Source organism: Paenibacillus radicis (ex Xue et al. 2023) (genome assembly GCF_024722015.1).
Taxonomy (GTDB): Bacteria; Bacillota; Bacilli; order Paenibacillales; family NBRC-103111; genus Paenibacillus_S.
Map to the genome: position 1 here is coordinate 209,799 of NZ_JANQBD010000016.1, position 21,602 is coordinate 231,400.

Sequence of the window (21,602 nt, forward strand, 5' to 3'; positions counted from 1 at the left end):
TAACCCTAGTGGGATGAGGTTGCCTTTTTGGGTTGAAAGTATAGGGTATACTTAGCCTCTAACTATTTATCGTGGCGGTCGATATGTAGACGAGGCTCTGTATTGGATGTTGTGTCTTTGTAGATTTCTTGCTCTTGGCTCTCCAGAGGAAGACTGACAAGGGTCCACTCTGTTTGCCCGTTAGTCGGGTCAAAGGGGAATTCATCGCCGCGTTTTAGCGTTTCCTCACGGCCCCACTCATTTTCATAGATGCCGGTCGTTTCGACTTCTTCACCGGAAACCGGCTGCATGCTTTTATTGTCTGCCATATGATGAACTAAACCTCCTTATATTTATATCAAGGAATAGTATGCCCGACTTCCATGGAACTATGAGGGAGGAGGAGGCTTGGTGATAAATCTGCACTTTCTTTAATGTTCAAAAAGAGTATACTAAATAGGAAATTATAGACGGAATGTGTTGATGCAGATGGGAGAAATAGAACAAAATGGCATTGTGGGGAACGATAGTTAATGCGGCTGCAATCATTGTCGGGGGGCTGCTGGGACTGGTGCTTCATCGGATGAGTGAGGGTATACGGTCAACCGTTATACAAGGGATAGGCTTGGCACTTTTAGTGCTGGGAGTATCCATGGCATTGAAATCAACGAACTTCCTGCTTGTTGTCGCCAGTCTTGTGATTGGCGGAATAGCAGGGGAGCTGCTGCAGGTGGAACGGGGGCTGGAGCGTCTTGGCGGTCAATTGGAGCGTGGTGTTCATAAAGTTTCGGGGCTTTGGCAAAAGAGAGCGGATACGCTGTTAAGCTCAGCGACGACCACGGACAAAAGTGAGGAAAAGATACGGGGACGAATTGCCGTAGGGTTTGTCAATACTACACTGATTTATTGCGTAGGCGCTATGGCAATATTGGGTGCGCTCGACGGTGGACTTCGCGGCCAGCACGACATTTTGTATACGAAAGCGATGTTAGACGGATTTTTATCCATTATTTTTGCTTCGACATTGGGAGTCGGTGTCTTGTTTTCCGCTATTCCGGTGTTCTTGTACCAAGGGATGATTGCAGTTGCGGCATCCGGGATTACAGAGCTTATCGAGCAAACCTTACTTAACGAAATCATAACTCAACTAACAGCGGTAGGCGGCGTATTAATAATGGGGCTTGGCTTAAATTTATTGGAAGTACGCAAAATTCACGTAGCCAATTTGCTGCCATCCCTTTTGATAGCTGCTCTAGGCGTACCTATCGTGCACTGGGCATCCTCGTGGTGGTGAACAGGTAGATTATATAAAGTAATGTGAATGAGTTTAGAAAGAAAGGACCTCTCAGGGAGAGGGAGAAGCTGCCGTAAATATTCGTCACGTAAGTGAGGGGTTGGAACGGCTTTTCTTATGGAAAAACAGGAACGTATGTGCTATAATCGAGTTGCTAGTTGGTTGTTTTTTCCATATAATAACGTATGAAAGAATTGTTTTAATCATAAATTCCTGTGCTGTAATCCCCCAAATATGGTATCTTGCATTAGGAACTGCATCCTGCCATTTATTTGAAAATATTGGCTTATGCTTATTAAACGAGCTTTCCGCATGGAAGCTTTCAGGAGGGTTTGACTGTGTCTTTTATTGGAAGGTTATCGTGGTTTTTCCAGCAGCAGTGGGGAAAATACGCTTTGGCTATTATACTGATGGCTACGGTAAACATATTAGGTATCATACCGCCGAAGATGATTGGTAATGTAATTGACCAGATTCGAATAGGAGGACTTTCAGCGGAAGCGCTTAGGAATAATGTCCTGCTGCTTGTTGGCTTAGCTGTGCTGATTTATATGATGGTATACATATGGGTAACGACATTGTTTGGAAATTCGATTTTGCTTGAAAAGCTGCTGAGAGGACGGCTGCTGCAGCATTTGACACGGATGTCGCCATCCTTTTTTCAGAGGAACAGCACAGGAGAACTGATGGCACTTGCGACCAATGATGTGCTGGCGGTCAGCCAGACGGCCGGGTACGGAGTGATGACGCTTGTTAATACATTAGTAGGTACAGCGGTAGTTCTTATAACGATGGTTTCATTGATCAGCTACAAGCTGATGCTCGCCGCGCTCATCCCCATGCCGTTTCTTGCACTGGTGATCAACGTGCTTGGCAAGAAGACCCGCAAACATTTTATAGCTGCGCAAACGGCTTTTGGTAAGATGAATGATCAAGCATTGGAATCGATTTCCGGGATGCGTGTCATTCGCTCTTATGTGCAAGAGGAGCATGATATAGCCGCGTTCGATCAAGTGACTAAGGATGTTATGAACAAGAACAGGAAAGTAGCGGCTGTCAATGCGCTCTTCCATCCTTCTATTGCACTTATAGTTGGTCTTAGCTATGCAATTGGTATCGGGTACGGAGCTTATATGGTGTTCCATAACCAAATTTCGCTGGGACAGCTGGTTTCGTTCAATATTTATCTTGGCATGCTGATTTGGCCGATGATTGCGTTCGGCGAATTTATTAATATTTTACAGCGGGGAAATGCCTCTGTGGATCGGTTGACGAAGGGCTTCGAACAGCAAGCTGATGTGCAGGATGCGGCTATGACGATTCCAGTAGAGGTGCCGGGGCAGATCACAATGGATCGCTTGAGCTTCCGTTATCCTGGTGCAGTACAGGATAGCTTGAGGAACATATCGCTTCAATTAGGGAGGGGACAGACGCTTGGCATTGTAGGACGCACAGGGAGCGGCAAGAGCACTTTGCTCAAGCAATTGCTGCGGCAGTATCCGGTTGAACCGGATCGGCTGTTCATTTCGCAGGTACCTGTTGAACAGATTGCGCTGTCGCAGGTACGCGGCTGGATCGGCTATGTGCCGCAGGAGCAACTGTTGTTGTCCAAATCCATACGTGATAACATTGCCCTCGGGTTGCCTGGGGCATCGGATGAAGCTGTGTGGAAGGCAATTGAAATGGCATCCTTTACTAAGGACATCGATCATTTGCCGGATGGGTTGGAGACCATAGTAGGCGAGAACGGAGTTATGCTGTCAGGGGGGCAGAAGCAGCGGGTGAGTATCGCACGTGCTCTGATGACTGATCCTGAGATATTGATTCTGGATGATTCGTTATCGGCGGTTGATGCCCGGACGGAGAGTGCTATATTGTCTAATCTGCGTAGAGAGAGATTGGGCAAAACAACCTTTATTGCAACGCACAGGCTCTCCGCCGTAGTACATGCCGATTGGATTCTAGTGTTGGATGATGGTGCAATCATAGAGGAAGGCACTCATGAGCAGCTGATGCTTCTGGGTGGCTGGTATAAGGAGCAATTTGACCGCCAGCAGATGGAGGCCAGCCTGGACGGAGTATAGAGTCAAGAGCAGCTTGAAAGGAAGTGAACCATGAAGGGAAAACAAACGGTAGCCAGTCGATTAACGGCTTATGCTATGCTGTATAAGCTTCGAATTGCAGCAGCGTTATTGGTATTATGCTGTGCTGTAGGAGCAGAGCTGGCGGGGCCTTTCATCGCCAAAACTATTATCGATAAACATATTAGCAGCGTACAACTTCCGTGGTATGAGGCGAGTGCCGACAAACAGCCTCCGACGGGAATGAAATCGATAGGGATAGCCGGAAAAACCTACGTAAGGAGCGATTGGATATCCTCGCAATCGGCAGGGGACAAGGCTTCTCTTATAGCGGGATGGAAGGAAGTACGCTTTATGCAGCTGGAAGGCGGCATGTACTTAATTGACTCCACGCCGCAATTTGAAGGAAATTGGTCGTTGTCCACCGACAATACAACAACAGGACAGCGAGCGGCAGAAGGAAATCAGGCTACCGTTATGGTGAAACGAAACGCCACAACAACTGAGCTCTTTCCAGCCAAACGGCTTAGTGTTGTTGAAGCAGGAGCGTTATACCAGTACGAAGTGGGAGCTATTATACAATGGTTGGGGCTGTTCATCGCTCTGCTGCTAGCTGCCAGTGTGCTGCACTATTTGCAGGCGTATACGCTGCAGTCTACTGCGCTGCGGATTATTCAACGGATGAGAATGGATCTTATGCGGCACATCCAACGAATTCCGATCCGTTTCTTTGACAGCACGCCGATAGGCCAGGTTGTCTCCCGGATTGCCAATGATACGGAGGCTATCCGTGATTTGTTTATGAGCTTCATGGCCACATTCGTGGTTAGTTCAATTAATATTTTGGGAATCTATGTGGCTTTGTTTTTATTGGATGTCCGGCTTGCGTTAGTTACATTAGTATTCATTCCGCTCTTTGCCGCTGTAATGTGGGTTCATTTAAAATTTTCCAAAAAGTATATTACTATAATGCGGGCACGACTCAGTGATATGAACGCAATGATCAGCGAATCGATTGCCGTTATGCCGATTCTTCAAGCATTCCGTCAGGAGAAAGCGCGGCTGTCTGAGTTCGAGGTGCTTAATAACGATCGGTACCGCAGCAATGTGAAGCAGTTCCGGGTGTTTTCGTTGTCATCCCGTAATTTCTCAGGGCTTATAGGGTCACTATTTACCGCAGGTACGATCTGGTACTTTGGCGGGCAATCGCTGCAAACAGCTATATCCTTCGGTGTATTTTATGCTTTTATCGATTATTCGGGCCGCTTCTTTCAGCCTATAATCGGAATTTTTGATCAGCTTATGAATGCGCAGCGTGCTGTGGTTTCAGCGGAAAAGGTGTTTTATTTGCTTGATCTGGAGGGACAGGAGCTTGAAGATGCCGTTGGCATTGCGAGGCTGGAAGGACATGTGGCTTTTGATAATGTGACCTTCGCATATAAAGAGGGTGAGCCGGTGCTTCGCGGCATTTCCTTCGAAGCAAACAAGGGTGAAACTATAGCGCTTGTCGGGCATACAGGCTCAGGTAAAAGCTCGATTATGAATCTTCTGCTGGGCTTTTACGAGCCATCTAACGGTGAAATTAGAATTGATGGCCGTAGTATAGCGGGAAAGTCAAAGCAAGCACTGCGTAAGCATATGGGCATCGTACTGCAGGACCCTTTTCTGTTTGCGGGCGATATTAAGTTTAATGTGAGCTTGTATAACAAAGAGATCGATGAGTCGAAGATCAAGCAAGCGTTGACGGATGTAGGTGCATCCTCATTTATTGAGAAGCTGCCAGGTGGCTACGATGAACCGGTTGTGGAACGCGGGAGTACGCTATCGGCAGGACAAAGGCAGTTGATCTCCTTTGCACGGGCTCTGGCTTTTGATCCGGCCATACTGATCCTTGATGAAGCGACAGCGAGTATCGACAGCGAGACAGAGGGATTGATTCAACAAGCCCTTAAAGTAGTAAGCAAAGGAAGAACAACCTTCATCATAGCCCACCGTTTGTCGACGATTCGTGACGCTGATTTAATTCTTGTCCTTAATCGCGGAGAGATCGTAGAGCGTGGCTCCCATAACCAGTTAATGGAGAAGCAGGGTCGGTACTATCAAATGTATCAGCTGCAAAAGGGCGGCGAGAGCCAGTTCGCCAAGCCGACGGTGTGAACAGGGTGGTTTCATAGCCGAGTTAACTTAAGTTTCATGTATTCGAAGACGAAATGTATAGGGATAGGAGACCTTTCATTCCACTCTAAGGGAGTGAACGGTCTTTTCTGCCCTTTTTTCTTTCCAGGCTGCGGTGTTTGATTTTTTGAATAATGGGGAAATAGATATTAGGGAGGATTGAAGGGCAAACTTACAGAAAAGCTTTATCGAAGGATAAGGTCAAGTGGAGGGGAAAATGAAGATAAGATATAGCAATTTAGATAATGTAACTAATAAACAGTCGATCATGCAAGTTTACAAGTGGATGAAAAAGAAGAAGAAAATGTCGAGATCTTATTATATCCAACATCATTCAGATATCGATAAACATTTTTTGCGTGAAAACAATTCAAAGACGACGATTACCTGGATAGGTCACTCAACGTTCCTCATCCAGATGGGTAAAACTAATATTATAACAGACCCTGTATACGCTAATACTATGGGTATTCGCAAAAGGCTGACCAAGCCGGGAATTCCATTCACCGAGCTGCCTCCAATAGATATTGTCCTTATCTCTCATGCTCATTATGATCATTTGGATTTTCCTACCATTAAAAGAATCGGACGAAATGCACAGTATTTACTTCCCATCGGACTAAAATCACTGTTTGAACGCAAACAATACCATCACTCCACAGAGTTGGCATGGTGGGATAGCAAGCGATTAAATGGCATTGAATTTACGTTTGTTCCGGCGCAGCACTGGACCCGCAGGACACTTTTCGATACAAATACCTCTCATTGGGGAGGATGGATCATGAAGAATGGGGCAAGTGGAGAAACGGTTTATTTTGCCGGGGATAGCGGTTATTTTAAAGGATTTGAATTGATTGGAAAAAGATTTACTATTGATTATGCGCTGCTGCCAATAGGAGCTTATGAACCGGTATCCATCATGAAAATAGCTCACATGTGTCCGGAAGAAGCCGTGAAGTCCTTTATCGACTTAAAGGCAGCTTCATTTATCCCTATGCATTATGGAACCTTCAAGCTGGCTGATGACACGCCCGAGGAAGCATTACTACGGCTTAAAGCGGAGTGGAAGAGGCAGAAGCTAGATGAAGCAGAATTAAAAATTCTTTTGCTGGGGGAAACATTGATCCTGTAGGTAGTGTGACAATGAAAATGATAATATATAACAAACCTCCGATGCCGTTTGTAGAACGAGCTTCGGAGGTTTGTTTGTAAGTTGGGAGCGAAAGGATCAACAGCTTATTGAGATCTGCGTGTCATCTGCTGCCAGACAGAGCCCTCGGCCGCATGACCGCCTTCTATTCGCTCTATGGCCATTTTGATTTGCATGCGAATTTCAAACTCAGCATCATTTTCGACTTCATGCAGGGCGGCAAGGGCTTGATCATCGCCGACTTCATAGAGAAACCGGGCCGCACGCCAACGGACCAGTTTGTTTGGGTCCTTCAGCGCTTGAATCATAGCTGGGGCGGCAGCAGGGTCGCCGATGTCGGATAATGTATCGCCCGCAGTTCGCCGTACTGATGCCGACGAATCCTCCAGCGCGCGGTATAAATAGGGCAGTACCTGCGGCTCCTTCAGGTCCCCGAGGTATACGGTGGCCAGCCGTCGAATCGATGATTTCTCATCATCGAGTGCCTGAATCAATAGCGGCAGCGTCTCAGCGGACGGCTTTACCTGCTGGAGCGCAGCATAGCGCTGCTTCCAGTCAGGGTCAGCCAGCTGCCGCAGCAGCTCCTCAGGTCTCAGCGTCGCGCGCCCTGCCGACCTTACAGCAGCGGCGCCCTCGATAGAGTCGCCGCTCAGCTGCTGCTGCGCCTGCTCTATAAGCTGCTGCAGGCGCGCCTCATCGTAGGTGGCATCAATTTCTTGCGCCACCTCTTCAAGCACTTCCTTCAGCTCGCCGTAGCGGATTCCCCAATCTTCGAGCGAACGCTCCTTGATGAGATTGGGGGATGCCGCTGCCGCCTGGACGGCGGCCTGGCTGAAGCGTTCGGGCAGTGCGGTGCGCTGCTGCTCGGCACCGCTTTGTACACGTACCTGCAGCGGAATGCCGCGGAAATGCTGCAGCAGCACTTGAACCTCGCCGAAGGCTGCATCGCTGTCACTATCTACGGCTCCTCCAGATAAAGCAGCTTCCATACCGGCAGCATCTCCGCCCAGTACTTCACGCACCTGTGCGAGGATATACTGCCAATCGGCTTTGGCCGTGCGATCGACCGCAATAAAATCGGCCGCATGATAAATGCTTTTTACGCCTTCAATGTGCAGCAGCTTTTGAATGAAAAGAGGTGTTTTGGCTGAAGATGCCTGCTCTGGCGAGTAAGTAGTTCTGATTCCATCGGAGAGCCGTTCGTTCAGCTGCACTTTCATTGTATTGGGACTGGGAGTGGGCTCTATGGATACAATTTTCATTTAAGATCGTTCCTTTCCTATGAAAAAAAAGACCGGTTAGCTCGGCAATGCCGGTTTCGGTCTTCTTTTCGTATACTATGTTGAAAAAAAATTAGTCTTTGTCGATCAGGTTGCGATGAAGGTAATTCTCATCAAGTGTTTTGGTAAGATCAAATACGGTATGCGCTAAGTCCAGGTTTTCAAATATATGCTCGCATTGATCCTTATACGCCATTTCATCTTCGAAATGAGACATGTACCGTTCAATTAATTCCGGTGAGTCTCCACGATCTTCTTCACGCTTAAGGATGATCTGCTTGTCAGCATAAATAAAGACGCGGACTGCTTTTGTATCATACAGCTTTTTTACGGCTTCAGCACCAAAACGGTTGAGGATTAAGTAAACAGCTCCATGCTTTTGCAGTGTGTTTACAATATCTTGCCCTTTAACCCCATAAAGATTACCGTCAATTTCGATAACCTCAATAAATTCGTTGTTCTTTTGACCGTTGGAAAAAACCTCATGGGTTACAAAATGATAGTCCTGACCATCTACTTCCGCCGATCGGGGAGCTCTTGTCGTGTACGAAATTACCTGCTTCATTCCCAACGTGTCGCCTGACATCTGGGCTACCGTCTTGCGGCCTGCGCCATTGGGTCCGGTAAAAATAAAAATAACATCTTCTTCTTTTAACTCGTACATGGATACCCCTCCTTGGTTTTGGAAGTTTGATACAAAAAGTGGCGTGTACTTTATTTTACCTGTTTTGATTCGATAGGTAAAGGACATTTACAGGATTACCACACTAGAGTATTTCCATTGAAATGGGTAAAATATGTGATCTAAATAAAGAAAGCTATTAAGCGGCTTAATTAAGAAGAAATTAGTGTGGTTCCGTTTACGGAGCAGCTTAGCGTTTTCTTGTCCCGCGTGGACCGCCATCGTTGCGTCCTGTACGAGGCTTGCCGCCGCTTGGCCCTTGGCCACGCTGGCTATCTCGTCCCCGACCGGCTGCACCCCCGCCGGATGCAGGGCCGTCGCCGCGACCACGTCCTGCCGCCGCGTTAGCGTTCCGCTGTGCTTCATGCTTCGTAGTCCACGCCCCGGCATCGCGCCCACGCCCTGCGTTGGCAGGACCGCGTGATGCCGCGCCTGCCGCGCCGCGTCCGCCGGCACTAGCACCGCGTGCGCGGCCAGCGTTAGCGCCGCCAAAGTCGCCGGCGCCATCGCGCTCGCCACCTGCGTTGCGCCAAGGAGTCGCTCCGCCAGCGCCGCGAGAACCCGCCGCGCCGCGTCCACCAGCATTGGCCCCGCGTGCGCGGCCAGCGTTAGCGCCGCCAAAGTCGCCAGCGCCATCGCGCTCACCACCGGCGTTGCGCCAAGGAGTCGCTCCGGCTGCGCCCCGAGAGCTAGCCGCGCCGCGTCCGCCGGCACTAGCTCCGCGTGCGCGGCCAGCATTAGCGCCGCCGAAGTCGCCAGCGCCGTCGCGCTCGCCACCTGCGTTGCGCCAAGGAGTCGCCCCGGCTGCGCCGCGAGAGCTAGCCGCGCCGCGTCCACCGGCACTGGCACCGCGTGCTCGGCCAGCATTAGCGCCGCCGAATTCACCGGCGCCTTCGCGTTCAGCTGCCGCGCGCTCGGTTCTGGCTTTGGTCCAAGGCGAAGTAGGAACTTCGCTCCGCGCCGCTGCCGCCCCGCGTCCAGCACCCGCACTTGCTCCGCGGCCGAAACTAGCGCCGCGCCCAGCACTTGCTCCGCGGCCGAAACTAGCGCCGCGCCCAGCACTTGCTCCGCCGCGACCACGTCCACCCTCACGTCGAGCGTTGGAGTCGCCGCCACGAGCTGCGCCGCGTCTTCCTCGTTGAGCGGAATCACGATCACCACGTGTACTCATATCAACCCTGTCGTCTTTGTCAGATGCCCTGCGTCCCACGACGTTTCCGCGTCCGCTGGTCCGAGCCTCGCTAAGCTCACCATCAGCTTTGACAGTCCGTCGAGGCAACTCTGCGTTGATTCCTTGCTCGATAGCCTCAAGTGTACCCAGGTCGTGCTGGGTTACCATGGTAACAGCCATTCCGCGCTGTCCGGCACGTCCTGTCCGGCCAATTCTGTGAATGTAGCTTTCAACGTCATGAGGCATATCATAATTGAATACATGAGTAATACCTTCAATATCCAATCCGCGAGCTGCAATTTCAGTGGCTACCAGAAGTTGAATTTTAGCGTCCCGGAAACGTTTCATAACTTGTTCGCGTTTAGCCTGGGTCAAATCGCCGTGCAGCTCATCGGATGAGTAGCCCATTTCGCGAAGAGCTTCATTCAGTTTAGCTGCTCTCAGCTTGGTTCGGCAGAAAATCATAGCCAAGTAAGGGTTGTATTCGTCGATCAAACGAACTAAAGCTTCCTGCTTGCCGCGGTCCGTTGTTTTAATAGCAATTTGTTCGATCTCGGTCAATGTAACCTGCTTGGTTTTTACTTTGATTTCCTGTGGCGTTTTCATGTAGCCTTTGGCCAAGTTGCGGATCGGTCCCGGCATTGTTGCTGAGAATAGCAGGGTTTGTCTTTTTGGAGAGGTTTGAATAATGATTTCTTCAACGTCCTTTAGAAAACCCATATGCAGCATTTGATCCGCTTCATCCAGTACAAGCGTAGATATACGCTGAAGCTGAACGGTGCCTCTACGCAAATGATCAAGCAGACGACCGGGTGTTGCAATAATCAAGTGTATGCTTCCTTCAAGCTTTTTAAGCTGCCGTTCTACATCTTGTCCGCCGTATGCAGCAAGTACACTTATTCCTTTAATTGGAGCCCATCTTTGAACCTCGCTAGTTATTTGTATAGCTAGCTCACGTGTAGGTGTCAAAATAAGCGCTTGAGTGTAGCTCTTCTTGGGATCTAGTTTTTCCAATATAGGCAGCACGAAAGCCAATGTCTTACCTGTGCCTGTTTGTGCCTGGGCAATGACATCATCTCCAGATAAAACTACTGGGATAGCTTCTTTTTGGATTGGAGTAGGCTCTGTATACCCCTGTTGGCTTAACGCCTCCGTCAATTCACTGCTAATGCCAAGATTGGCAAATACATTTTTCATTATTTTAATCTCCTTATTTACCGTTCATTCCATTCCATACAATGCATGAATAAAACTCACGTTCATTTTCCATCCTACTCAACTTAAGAATATTCAGGTTCTACCTGCATTCTACAGGAACCGGGGGGAAAAAGAAACCAGTCGATTCGCAGCAAAACCCTCTGCGTTTCTTCATATATAATATGAAGGAAAACAGAGGGGAGCAGGAATCCCATTCTATTGCTGCTTTGTATGTTCAATAACGGAGATTGAGCAGCATGAGAGGGGTGAACAATAAGCTTAATGTTTAATGAATCTGTCTTCCAATAGATTAGGACTAGCCTTCCGATTGGGTAGGGATAGTAGGCTGGGTTCCAAAGATATAATCGGAAATGGCATCGAACTCTTTAACATAAGGGGTTAAATCGTTGCCCTTCCAGGATTCTTGTGCAAGTCTGTTTAGCTCATTGATATAATCCCGGTGTGCAGATATATAGACATCAACGACTGTTGGCTGCAAAGAACGGATTTTCTCAGCAATTTTTTGCTTGAATAGATGGGAGATTTGCTCATGATGCTGAACGGTTTCGTAGGAATTTGTACCCGTAGCCAGCTTGTTGGGATCCGCATAGTCGTTAAAAGGAGTGGCAGGGTTGTACAAACCGCGGACTGTTCCTCCATTGTTCGTTTCTCGGGTACTGCTTTTTGTGCCGGATGCTGTACTGTCTATGATAATGGCAACATAAGCCGTATTATCCGCCATCATCACAATAGCGCTATTAACCCCATTCATGGCAGCGACCTGATCCGACAAAAACTGATTCATTTCGAGACGGGTATGATTGTGCGATACCGTTGTATATTGCTGCGCCGTCTGATAGGCTCTTGAAGTATCCTGACGGTGTTCATCACGCTGACTTCCATAATTGCTTGCACTGTTGTAATCATACCAACTGAAGCATCCACATAAGCCAAATAATGAACTTGAACACACAATTCCTAGAAAAATCCGGTTAAACCGCATAAAAGGGCCTCCTTACCTTTTTCATCGAATGTACTTCATATACAATATCTCCCTTGGAAAACAGCATTTGCGGGCATTAAATTCTATATGTAGGATTCATCAAATCAAGGTAATTATACATAGATGTGAAATCACATTTTCTTGCATAAAACTCTTTGTTTATGGAAATAAAATACGAGAGGCATAATTGAAAAAACCAATGGGGGCGCAGGATTGAGAACAATTTGTGAACTTCTCCAGATTCATTGACAAAAAAGGGGTACGTATTTATAGTTAATAATGGTGAATAGGTTCATTGACAATATATGACCTTTTGTTCGAAAAATATTAGCTTTAGAGGTGGGATTGATAAGATGAATCGATGGCAAAATCTGTGGCGTTTCATCCCTCTTTTCGGGTTGATGATGTTGCTTTTGACGGGGTGTGGAAGCGATACGATTTCAGCCTTGAGACCTAGAGGACCAGTAGCCAGAGACCAGCTGTTCTTAATGAAGCTGAGCTTGGGTATCATGATCGTGGTAGTTCTGGTTGTTTTCGCGATCTACTTGTACGTGTTAGTACGCTTTCGTAAGAAAAAGGGCGATAAAGATATCATTCCAAAGCAGGTTGAAGGCAGTCACACGCTTGAAATCATTTGGACAGTTGTCCCTATCATTTTATTGCTCATTTTGGCTGTACCTACAGTCAGTTATACGGTTAAGCTGGCTGAGAACAATATTCAGAATAAAGATGCGATTCATGTTAAGGTAACGGCGCATCAATTCTGGTGGCAGTTCGATTATCCGGAGCTGGGAATTGCAACAGCCCAGGATATGGTTATTCCAGCAGGCAAGAAGATTGCACTGGAAATTACCTCAGCAGACGTGATTCACTCCTTCTGGGTACCGTCACTTGCAGGTAAACAGGATACTAACGTTGGAATGACGAACATTATGTATTTCGAAGCTGATGACGCTGCTGTCTTCTTAGGGAAATGTGCCGAATTATGCGGAGCTTCGCATGCATTGATGGACTTCAAGGTTGTTTCCAAAAGCGAAGCGGATTTTACTAAATGGGTTGATAAAATGAAGCAGCCGGCGGTAATTCCTGCGGATGCCAAGGCCGGTGAGCAAGTGTTTAAAGACAATTGCCTATCCTGTCACGCGGTTAACGCACAAGGACTTGGTTTTGGACCTAACTTGAACGGGTTTGCATCACGTGAAATGATTGCAGGTGTCCTTCCAAAAGGTACTGCTAATGATAAGAGCTTGCATGATTGGATCAGTAATCCACAAGAAGTGAAGCCGGGTAATAAAATGCCTGCGTTTGGTCCTACTGGTTCGAAACCGCTGCAAGAACAGCAAATTAATGATTTGATTAAATACTTGAATGCATTGAAATAAAGAACATCTTGGTAAAAAGGAGGTAAATACGTTGGATCACTCTCACACTAGAAAACAGTACACCGGTTTAATGGACTGGTTGACTACGGTTGACCATAAGAAAATCGGTATTCTGTACTTGATTTTCGGGGGATTTTTTTTCCTGCTCGGCGGTCTTGAAGCTGTTCTGATTCGGATTCAGTTGATGTTTCCGGATAACAAAATATTTATCGGCGATACGTTCAATGCATTAACTACCATGCACGGTACGACGATGATTTTCTTCGCGGCTATGCCGATCATCTTTGCATTTATGAATGCGGTAGTGCCGCTTCAAATTGGTGCACGCGACGTAGCGTTTCCTTTCGTAAATGCACTTGGCTTATGGTTGTTCTTCTTGGGTGGTATTATGTTGAACGTGAGTTGGTTCCTGGGCGGCGCTCCTGCTGCAGGCTGGACGGCTTATGCACCACTATCAACCATCGTTGACACCACCTCGTCTTATCATGGGGTTGACTTCTATGTACTAGGTTTGCAGATTGCCGGTTTGGGTACGCTGATCGGGGGTATTAACTTCCTTGTAACGATCATTAATATGCGTGCACCTGGTATGACCTATATGAGAATGCCTTTGTTTACTTGGACGGCGTTCATTACTTCTGCGCTTATCTTGTTCGCTTTCCCTGCTATTACAGTAGGCTTGGTTCAGTTAATGTTTGAGCGCCTGTTCGACGGTGCATTCTTTGATGCCAGTCGAGGCGGTAATTCAGTACTCTGGGAGCATATATTCTGGATCTTCGGTCATCCGGAAGTTTATATCCTGATTCTACCTGCATTCGGTATTATTTCAGATATCGTAAGTACATTTTCCAAAAAGCGTTTGTTCGGATACAGCTCCATGGTATTCGCTACAGCGTTGATCGGATTTTTAGGCTTCATGGTTTGGGTCCATCATATGTTTACAACAGGGATTGGGCCTGTAGGTAATGCCATCTTCGCTATTGCAACAATGGCAATCGCGGTTCCTACCGGTGTTAAAATCTTTAACTGGCTGTTTACCCTTTGGGGAGGACAAATTACGTTCTCCACGGCTAATATATTTGCTACAGCTTTTATCCCAACGTTCGTTATGGGTGGTACTACAGGGGTTATGCTTGCGGTTCCAGCGGCTGACTTTCAATACCATGACACCTACTTCGTCGTAGCGCATTTCCACTATGTTATCGTTGGCGGACTTGTCCTGGGCTTGTTTGCAGGGATGTACTACTGGTGGCCAAAAATGTTCGGACGTATGCTTAACGAGAAATTGGGGAAAGTTCATTTCTGGACCTTCTTTATCGGCTTCCATCTGACATTCTTCCCTCAGCATTTCTTAGGATTGATGGGGATGCCGCGCCGCGTATTTACATATCAGCCTGGCGTTGGTTTGGAAGAAGGCAACTTGATCAGTACATTCGGCGCCTTCTTGATGGGTATCGGAACTATCGTTTTCTTAATCAATGCAATTGCAACAGCGCGTTCGCCACAGAACGCTCCAGCGGATCCGTGGGATGGCCGTTCCTTGGAATGGGCAATTCCGTCACCTCCGCCAGAGTACAATTTTAAACAAACTCCACTTGTACGTGGATTGGATGCTTTCTGGAAAGAGAAAATGGCAGGAAACAAAGAGATGACGCCGGCAGAACCGATCGGCTCGATCCATATGCCTTCACCATCTATACTGCCGCTTACCTTCTCAATCGGATTCTTTATTTTAGGCTTTGGATTCATGTACCACAATTATGTTGTAGTTGCTGTTGGGGCTGTCATCATGTTGGGAAGCATGTTCCTAAGATCCGTATATGATGACAAAGGATACCACATTGAGCCTGAAGAGCTGGAAGATAAGGGGGTTAAAGCATGAGTGTACATCATGAAGTAGGTGGTGCTCTGCCACCTCATGCGGAAACCGCAACTTTGGAAGGCAAGAATAAAGTAATGGGCTTCTGGCTCTTCCTTGGCGGAGAATGCGTATTGTTCGGTATGCTGTTTGCATCCTTCATAGCATTGCGCAATCAAGTACCGGATGGACCGACTGGCCAAGAAATTTTTCAATTAAGCATTGTAGCTTTATCGACATTTATCTTGTTGACAAGCTCTTTGACCAGTGTATTTGGAACTATGGCATTGCACCGCGGTAATTTGAAAATGCTGAATTTCTGGATGATCATTACCGTATTGCTTGGCTTAGGCTTCTTGGGCTTAGAGATTTATGAATTTGTTCACTATGTGCATGAAGGCCATATATTCTCGAGAAGTGCTTTTGCTACTTCGTTCTATACACTAGTAGGCTTTCACGGAGCGCACGTAGCTTTCGGGGTATTGTGGATTTCGTTGTTGGTCATTTCATCTATCAAAAAAGGTCTTACAGTCGTAACGGCGCCGAAATATTATGTTGCCGGTCTGTATTGGCACTTTATCGACGTAGTTTGGGTGTTTATCTTCACCGTAGTGTACTTGTTAGGGAAGGTGGGACCATAAATGAGCAGCCATCAGCACACATCAGACGCTGGCAAGCGGCATAAGTTAGAAGGCCCAAGAAATCACTACTTGTCCTACATTGTTTCGATTGTGTTAACTATGTTGGCCTTCGCGGCCGTTTTATACGGAGGCTTGGACCATTCGTTTCTTATCATTTTCCTGGTAGGCTTAGGTTTAGTGCAGGCCGTCTTCCAGCTAGCCTATTGGATGCATATGAAAGATAAGGGACATTTCCTTCCGATTGTCGGATTGTTGTTCGGATTCTTCGTTGCTTTGACTGGAGTAGTTATGGCGGTATACTGGGTTTGGTGGTAAAAAATTTAGAGGTGGCTTGAAGAATGAGCCCCTCTTTTTTTTACAAAACTTTGCACTATTTTTCACAAATTAGTAACAAGTAGGAAATAGTCTGTAAAAGGAAGGAGAGGTTGACATGGATGCAAGTCAAATGGGACATATGGGACACACAGGAAGCGGTGCATTTTCAGAGTTTGCTGCCCTATGGAGTCCTGGTTGGATCCTCGTTGTTATCATTGTAGGTTGGTTGTATGCAATGGCCGTTGGTCGTTGGAGGCAGCAATTTGAAGATTCTTCTCCTGTAAGAATAGGCCAGCAGCTATATTTCTATACAGGTTTGCTGCTGTTTTACGTAGCTGAGGGGAGTCCCTTATATTATTATGGCCACCATTACAGCTTTAGCGCGCACATGCTGCAGCAATCCATATCGTATTTGGTAATGCCGCCGCTGATCCTGCTAGGCTTGCCAGGATGGCTGTTAAGACCGATGTTTCGAAGAAATGTGGCTCATTTGCTAATGAAAGGGTTCACGTCGCCATTGATTTCGTTATTCCTGTTTAACCTTATTTTCTCCCTTTATCATATTCCGATTATTATGGATTATTTAATGGCGAACCCGTTAGCACATACGATTTACACCGCAATTTTTATGTTGGCTGCGTTCCAAATGTGGTTTCCCGTATTCTGCCCGCTGCCTGAGTACAACCGGATGAATGAGCTGCGCAGAATGGCTTATATTTTTGTTAATGGGATTTTATTGACTCCTGCCTGCGCTCTAATTATTTTTGCGGAAGAACCGATCTATGCTTCCTACAAAGGCATATCCGAGCAGTTTCTATATATGTCCGTATTGAATGATCAGCAGCTTGGCGGAGTTATAATGAAAATTATTCAAGAGATTGTCTACGCCATTGCATTAGGCTATACCTTCTTCCGTTGGTACCGTAAGGAACGCAAGCAGGAGGAAGAGGAAGAGTTGGCGCTTGAAGGCTATGTTCAGCCGCATGCCAATATGAACCGGGCTTAAATTATTTATTTATTAGGTGGGAATACGAATGCAAATATTGCCTACGGTTAGCACGCTATTTATTGTTATCAGTGCTATTTTTGTAGCCTTTGGTTGGTATCATATTGTGAAGGGAAACCGTGAGACGCATCAGAAGCTGATGTTATGGGGGGCCGGATTCGCTCTAGCCTTCTTTCTGGTTTACGCATCACGGACTATCTTTGTCGGAAATACGAGCTTTGGCGGCCCGGAAGAGCTGAAGCTGGCGTACCATCTGTTTTTATTTTTCCATATCGCATTGGCGACATCTGCTGCAGTATTCGGTATCGTTACATTGCTGCATGCCTTCAACAAGCGTTTTGCCAAGCACAAAAAGATAGGCCGCATAACGGCAGTCGTCTGGCTCCTTACAGCTCCAACGGGTGTTGTTGTCTATGTGCTCCTATATCTGATGTATCCAGGCGGCGAAACGAAGCCGATGATAGATGCCATATTAGGCTTATAGAGTTTTTGATCATGCGTTACTTGAGTCACATTTGTTGCAGGTCCTGTTGATGTGAAGGACATTGCAATGAACGTGGCTTTTTTGTATATACCCATTTAATTATTTGGTATTGATCCGGCTTATTTTCAAAGCTGTTGCTTGGGCAGGGTAGGATTGATTAATCATGCCGTCATTTACTATGCTAACTTTATCCCCGATAGCCAGAGAATCGTATTCGCCGTTGTTCTTAACTGTAATCCAAGCTGCATCCGGCTTAACTTCATCCAGGAGCTGTTGAACGGATTTTTTGCTAATATCTTCAGCTTTAGTGTTTTTGACGACTAGTACCTTATGATCGGATTTGGAAATAATATAGCCTTCCTTATAGTTCCAAACCTCCTGTTTAGATGGCGCTGGGGACTCCTTACTCGATGAACATCCGGAAATACAAGTGGCTAAAACAGTTAATATCATCAAATACCGCACTTTGCAGCCCTCCATAGCTTGATTTATTAAGACCGATTTAGTTTGACAAGTCTTTTACAAATTAACGGTGTAGGACAGTATAATGTTGCTAAGATATGGAAAATTCATGATGATCATTTATTTAAAATGGTTTGTTATGGTTACTTTTAGCGACCGGATTTATACTTACTTCTTTGTAACTTGCCACAAAAAAGTAACTAACTGGTGTTAACTTCAGCTCTTACAATATCTCCGTTAAAGCTGTATTATTCGAGATAGCATAGTAAACGATTTCATATATAAATGGAAAACCGTTTCTGAATTTCAGCCTGCTGGAAGGAGATTTTATGACATCAAAAGCGGCTTCATCCCAGTACCGCATTCCTTTGTTTTGCGTTGTTACACTATTGTTCTGGTTCTCTATGTACACTTGTGTGCCCATATTAACCGCGTATGTTGAATCTTTGGGAGCCTCCCACAAAATGGCTGGGTTAATTGTAGGCATGTATGGGTTTAGCCAAATGCTGCTGCGTATCCCGGTTGGCATTATGTCAGACCGATTTCACAAGCGGAGACTATTTATTGTGTTTGGCATGCTGTTCACGACGTTGGCAGGGGCAGGAATACTGGTTTCACAGAGTGTGACCTGGATCCTCATTCTTCGGGCTTTGGCAGGTGCCGCGGCAGCTACATGGGTTGATTTTACGATTCTTTTTACAAGTTACTATCGTAAGGAAGAAACAACAAAAGCTATTGGGACGATTACCGTATACAACTCTTTGGGGCAAATGCTTGGTATTTTAACCGGCGGCTGGTTTGCCGATATGTATGGTTGGGAGTCATCCTTTCTGATAGGAGCTGTTGTAGGGACGATTGGTTTTGCGGGATCCTTCTTCCTGGTAGAGAAGTTTGATAATAATGCCCAGAAAATTACGATGCACGGCGTTGTAGAGGTAGCTCGGGACCGAATGCTGATTGTTGTATCGTTCTTAGCTATTTTGTTTCAGCTGCTGACATTTGCCACTGTATTTGGCTTTACACCGGTATATGCCCAAGCATTAGGGGCGACTAAGCTGGATATGGGGCTGCTCACTTTTTTTTCAACCTTTCCGACTGCAGTAGCTGCATGGGTGGGGGGAAGGCATCTGTCTGCAAAGCTTGGTGAGAAGAATGTAATTATCGGTGGATTTATTCTGAGTGGTATTTTTACGGCAATAATCCCAATGACCTCTCATTTGGGACTGTTAATATTGACACAAGCGATAGCGGGATTTGGAAGGGGCTTGTCAACACCGATTCTGATGTCGCTTAGCATTAAACACATGGATTCAGGTAAACGTGCAACAGCAATGGGTTTTTATCAGGCAATCTATGGGCTAGGGATGTTTATGGGGCCTTTGTTTATGGGAATTGCAGGGGATTTGCTGACGCTTCAGCAAGGTTTTGTCATTGTTGGAATACTCGGCTGCGTTTCAGCATGGTTAGCCTACCGATTGATTCAAGTCAAGCCGCTTGAGAACATGGCAAAAAGTTAAGCTTGGCAGCTGAAAAGAAAAGGAAAAGGCGTACACTTTAACGAAGGAGTTGACACGTATGGAAAAGAGAAGGTTGGGTAAAACGGATTTGCTTGTAAGTGTTCTGGGCTTCGGTGGTTCCGAAATTGGTTACGAGAACGCCTCTTTGTCTGAGGTGGAAAGGCTTCTTGGAAGCGCGTTGGATGCAGGTCTTAATGTTATCGATACAGCTGAATGCTATAAAACGAGTGAAGAACTGATAGGCCAAGCGGTAGGGCACCGCAGGAACGACTACTATTTGTTCACTAAATGTGGTCATGCATCGGGGTTCGATGCTCCGGATTGGGATCCCAAGATGCTGGCTGACAGCATAGATCGCAGCTTAAAGCGACTGAAAACCGATTATGTGGACCTGATTCATCTGCATAGCTGCAAGGAGGAACTGCTGCGGGATGGAGAGGTTATTGCCGTGCTGAAGAAAGCTCAGGAGGCAGGGAAAACTCGCTATATCGGATACAGCGGTGACGGCAATGCAGCCTTGTATGCTATACAATGCGGGGCATTCGACTCGCTGCAAACCTCTATCAATATTGCGGATCAACAAGCGGTTCAGCTGACGCTGCCTGAAGCAGTGGTCAGACAAGTAGGCGTTGTTGCCAAACGTCCAATAGCTAATGTAGCATGGCGTTCCGGCGCAGAGAAGCCAGCGTCCGCTTACCATCATACCTATTGGGAGCGTCTGCAGCAGCTGGAGTATGATTTCTTGAAGGGTGACCCGTCAAAGGCGGTAGAAACAGCGCTGCGCTTTACGCTCAGTCAGCCGGGAGTGGCTACAGCTATTGTAGGGACAGCCAATCCGGACCGCTGGGTGCAGAACGCCGTGCTTGCTGACAAGGGATCGCTAACTGACCAGCAAATGCAGGCGATTAGAGCGCGTTGGAATGAAGTTGAGGCGGGTAAAGGCTGGGCTGGGCAAGGATAGTAATTTTTGGCCGCCCGATCAGTTTAATGCAGGGAGGCTATCGGATGGATATCCGTCGTATAGGGCATGAGGAGGTTCAGGAGGTACATAGGTTGATGGTTGATGTAGTTTCCAGGCTTCCCTCCAGTGCGCTGTTCTCGATGGATAGTACAGACTATCTGTATACTCGTGTTCAAGACCATGGTGAGATATATGGTGCTTTTCTAGAGGAACGGCTTGTTGCTTTTACAGTCCTTGCATTTCCAGGTGTCGGCGCAAGTAATTTGGGGCGTGAGTTCGGCGTGCCGGAGGCGGAACTGCTCCGTGTGGCTGTTCTTGATGCGACGGTGGTTCATGAGACTGCACGAGGTCATGGGCTGCAGCGTCAGTTTCACGAGCTGAGGGAAGAACGCGCACGGGCTTATGGCTGCCTGCATCTGTTCTCGACGGTTCATCCAGAGAACCACGTGAGTAGGCGAAATCTGGAGGACGCAGGGTTTACACTTCAGTTTACCCGCCCGATGTATGAAGGCCATTTACGGCACTGCTATGCCAAACGGCTAGTTTAACCATCTTGACCTAATCTTCAATGGAGCTTATTACCATTCGAGCCCACAAGGATGACGAGCTTTCCGTATGGACTTTTTTATATTCGGATAGCGGGGAAGTAGATATGTACTAAAGATCCTGAACGGAACTGAAAATTCCGTTATTTAATCTACGGCCTCCAATTTAGGACGATAGCGGAAGTCGGATTTCCGCGAGCGACCGGGCAAGGTCGTGTAATTTAGCAGGTGGAACCCCTGCTTGGTAGAACGTGCAGCCGCGTTGCCAATAGCGAGTCTTGGGCTATCAGCAGTAATGTTGAGTGCTAAGCGTAGACAGTCAGGCAGTAGGCCTGAAAAGTGACGGAGCCCCGAAATTGACTAACATTGAGATAGGCCGACGGTATGCGGAATCTGGAAGGCAACATCTACACAGACGC

The 21,602-nt window shown here is 47.0% G+C and carries 19 protein-coding genes; 13 read left to right on the forward strand and 6 right to left on the reverse strand.

Annotated elements, in window-relative coordinates; genetic code table 11:
- Positions 1 to 62: 62 nt before the first annotated feature.
- Complete coding sequence (locus NV381_RS21905; protein ID WP_171651786.1) at positions 63 to 308, reverse strand: hypothetical protein; 246 nt, start codon at positions 306 to 308, stop codon at positions 63 to 65.
- Positions 309 to 487: 179 nt separating this feature from the next.
- On the opposite strand from NV381_RS21905, the gene NV381_RS21910 reads away from it, so the two are divergent.
- From NV381_RS21910 to NV381_RS21925, 4 genes are all read left to right on the forward strand, one after another.
- The gene (locus tag NV381_RS21910) at positions 488 to 1,273 is read left to right on the forward strand and encodes a DUF554 domain-containing protein (RefSeq protein WP_258215411.1); all 786 of its coding nucleotides are present in this window, start codon (positions 488 to 490) and stop codon (positions 1,271 to 1,273) included.
- Between the two features lie 338 nt (positions 1,274 to 1,611).
- Complete coding sequence (locus NV381_RS21915) at positions 1,612 to 3,357, forward strand: ABC transporter ATP-binding protein (RefSeq protein ID WP_258215412.1); 1,746 nt, start codon at positions 1,612 to 1,614, stop codon at positions 3,355 to 3,357.
- A 30-nt stretch (positions 3,358 to 3,387) separates the two neighbouring features.
- Entirely contained in the window at positions 3,388 to 5,511 is a 2,124-nt protein-coding gene (locus NV381_RS21920) for an ABC transporter ATP-binding protein (RefSeq protein WP_258215413.1), read from the forward strand.
- A 235-nt stretch (positions 5,512 to 5,746) separates the two neighbouring features.
- Positions 5,747 to 6,661 carry an MBL fold metallo-hydrolase gene (locus NV381_RS21925; protein WP_258215414.1) on the forward strand — a complete coding sequence of 305 codons (915 nt, stop codon included), beginning with the start codon at positions 5,747 to 5,749 and terminating at the stop codon, positions 6,659 to 6,661.
- 104 nt (positions 6,662 to 6,765) lie between these two features.
- Here the strand turns inward: NV381_RS21925 and NV381_RS21930 are convergent, their stop codons facing one another.
- The 4 genes from NV381_RS21930 to NV381_RS21945 form a co-directional block, all read right to left on the reverse strand.
- Positions 6,766 to 7,941, reverse strand: a complete 1,176-nt coding sequence (locus tag NV381_RS21930) for a conserved virulence factor C family protein (protein WP_258215415.1) — start codon at positions 7,939 to 7,941, stop codon at positions 6,766 to 6,768.
- Positions 7,942 to 8,032: 91 nt separating this feature from the next.
- A complete protein-coding gene (locus tag NV381_RS21935; RefSeq protein ID WP_258215416.1) occupies positions 8,033 to 8,623 on the reverse strand; it encodes a guanylate kinase in 591 nt (196 codons plus the stop codon).
- Positions 8,624 to 8,831: 208 nt separating this feature from the next.
- A complete protein-coding gene (locus NV381_RS21940; protein WP_308862126.1) occupies positions 8,832 to 11,009 on the reverse strand; it encodes a DEAD/DEAH box helicase in 2,178 nt (725 codons plus the stop codon).
- Positions 11,010 to 11,325: 316 nt separating this feature from the next.
- Positions 11,326 to 12,012 (reverse strand): YhcN/YlaJ family sporulation lipoprotein, encoded by a 687-nt coding sequence (locus tag NV381_RS21945; protein WP_258215417.1) that lies wholly within the window; start codon positions 12,010 to 12,012, stop codon positions 11,326 to 11,328.
- 353 nt (positions 12,013 to 12,365) lie between these two features.
- Between NV381_RS21945 and coxB the strand changes: the two genes are divergently transcribed.
- From coxB to NV381_RS21975, 6 genes are all read left to right on the forward strand, one after another.
- Positions 12,366 to 13,394, forward strand: coding sequence for a cytochrome c oxidase subunit II (gene coxB, locus NV381_RS21950; RefSeq protein WP_258215418.1), 1,029 nt, complete (start codon positions 12,366 to 12,368; stop codon positions 13,392 to 13,394).
- A 70-nt stretch (positions 13,395 to 13,464) separates the two neighbouring features.
- Positions 13,465 to 15,276, forward strand: coding sequence for a cytochrome c oxidase subunit I (gene ctaD / locus NV381_RS21955; protein ID WP_258215436.1), 1,812 nt, complete (start codon positions 13,465 to 13,467; stop codon positions 15,274 to 15,276).
- The gene (locus NV381_RS21960) at positions 15,273 to 15,893 is read left to right on the forward strand and encodes a cytochrome c oxidase subunit 3 (RefSeq protein ID WP_258215419.1); all 621 of its coding nucleotides are present in this window, start codon (positions 15,273 to 15,275) and stop codon (positions 15,891 to 15,893) included. The genes ctaD and NV381_RS21960 overlap by 4 nt, the downstream gene beginning before the upstream one ends.
- Positions 15,894 to 16,208: a cytochrome C oxidase subunit IV family protein gene (locus tag NV381_RS21965; RefSeq protein ID WP_258215420.1), complete on the forward strand. Its 315-nt coding sequence runs from the start codon at positions 15,894 to 15,896 to the stop codon at positions 16,206 to 16,208.
- Positions 16,209 to 16,323: 115 nt separating this feature from the next.
- Positions 16,324 to 17,214: a cytochrome c oxidase assembly protein gene (locus tag NV381_RS21970; protein ID WP_258215421.1), complete on the forward strand. Its 891-nt coding sequence runs from the start codon at positions 16,324 to 16,326 to the stop codon at positions 17,212 to 17,214.
- A 28-nt stretch (positions 17,215 to 17,242) separates the two neighbouring features.
- A complete protein-coding gene (locus NV381_RS21975) occupies positions 17,243 to 17,698 on the forward strand; it encodes a DUF420 domain-containing protein (protein ID WP_258215422.1) in 456 nt (151 codons plus the stop codon).
- A gap of 99 nt (positions 17,699 to 17,797) precedes the next feature.
- Here the strand turns inward: NV381_RS21975 and NV381_RS21980 are convergent, their stop codons facing one another.
- Entirely contained in the window at positions 17,798 to 18,163 is a 366-nt protein-coding gene (locus NV381_RS21980; protein ID WP_258215423.1) for a YobA family protein, read from the reverse strand.
- A gap of 326 nt (positions 18,164 to 18,489) precedes the next feature.
- Here NV381_RS21980 and NV381_RS21985 point away from each other — a divergent pair, with 326 nt between their 5' ends.
- Genes NV381_RS21985 through NV381_RS21995 form a run of 3 tightly spaced genes read left to right on the forward strand, consistent with a single transcriptional unit; the run spans position 18,490 to position 21,186 of the window.
- Positions 18,490 to 19,677, forward strand: a complete 1,188-nt coding sequence (locus tag NV381_RS21985; protein WP_258215424.1) for an MFS transporter — start codon at positions 18,490 to 18,492, stop codon at positions 19,675 to 19,677.
- Positions 19,678 to 19,735: 58 nt separating this feature from the next.
- A complete protein-coding gene (locus tag NV381_RS21990; RefSeq protein ID WP_258215425.1) occupies positions 19,736 to 20,638 on the forward strand; it encodes an aldo/keto reductase in 903 nt (300 codons plus the stop codon).
- Positions 20,639 to 20,682: 44 nt separating this feature from the next.
- Positions 20,683 to 21,186 carry a GNAT family N-acetyltransferase gene (locus tag NV381_RS21995; protein ID WP_258215426.1) on the forward strand — a complete coding sequence of 168 codons (504 nt, stop codon included), beginning with the start codon at positions 20,683 to 20,685 and terminating at the stop codon, positions 21,184 to 21,186.
- Positions 21,187 to 21,602 lie beyond the last annotated feature (416 nt).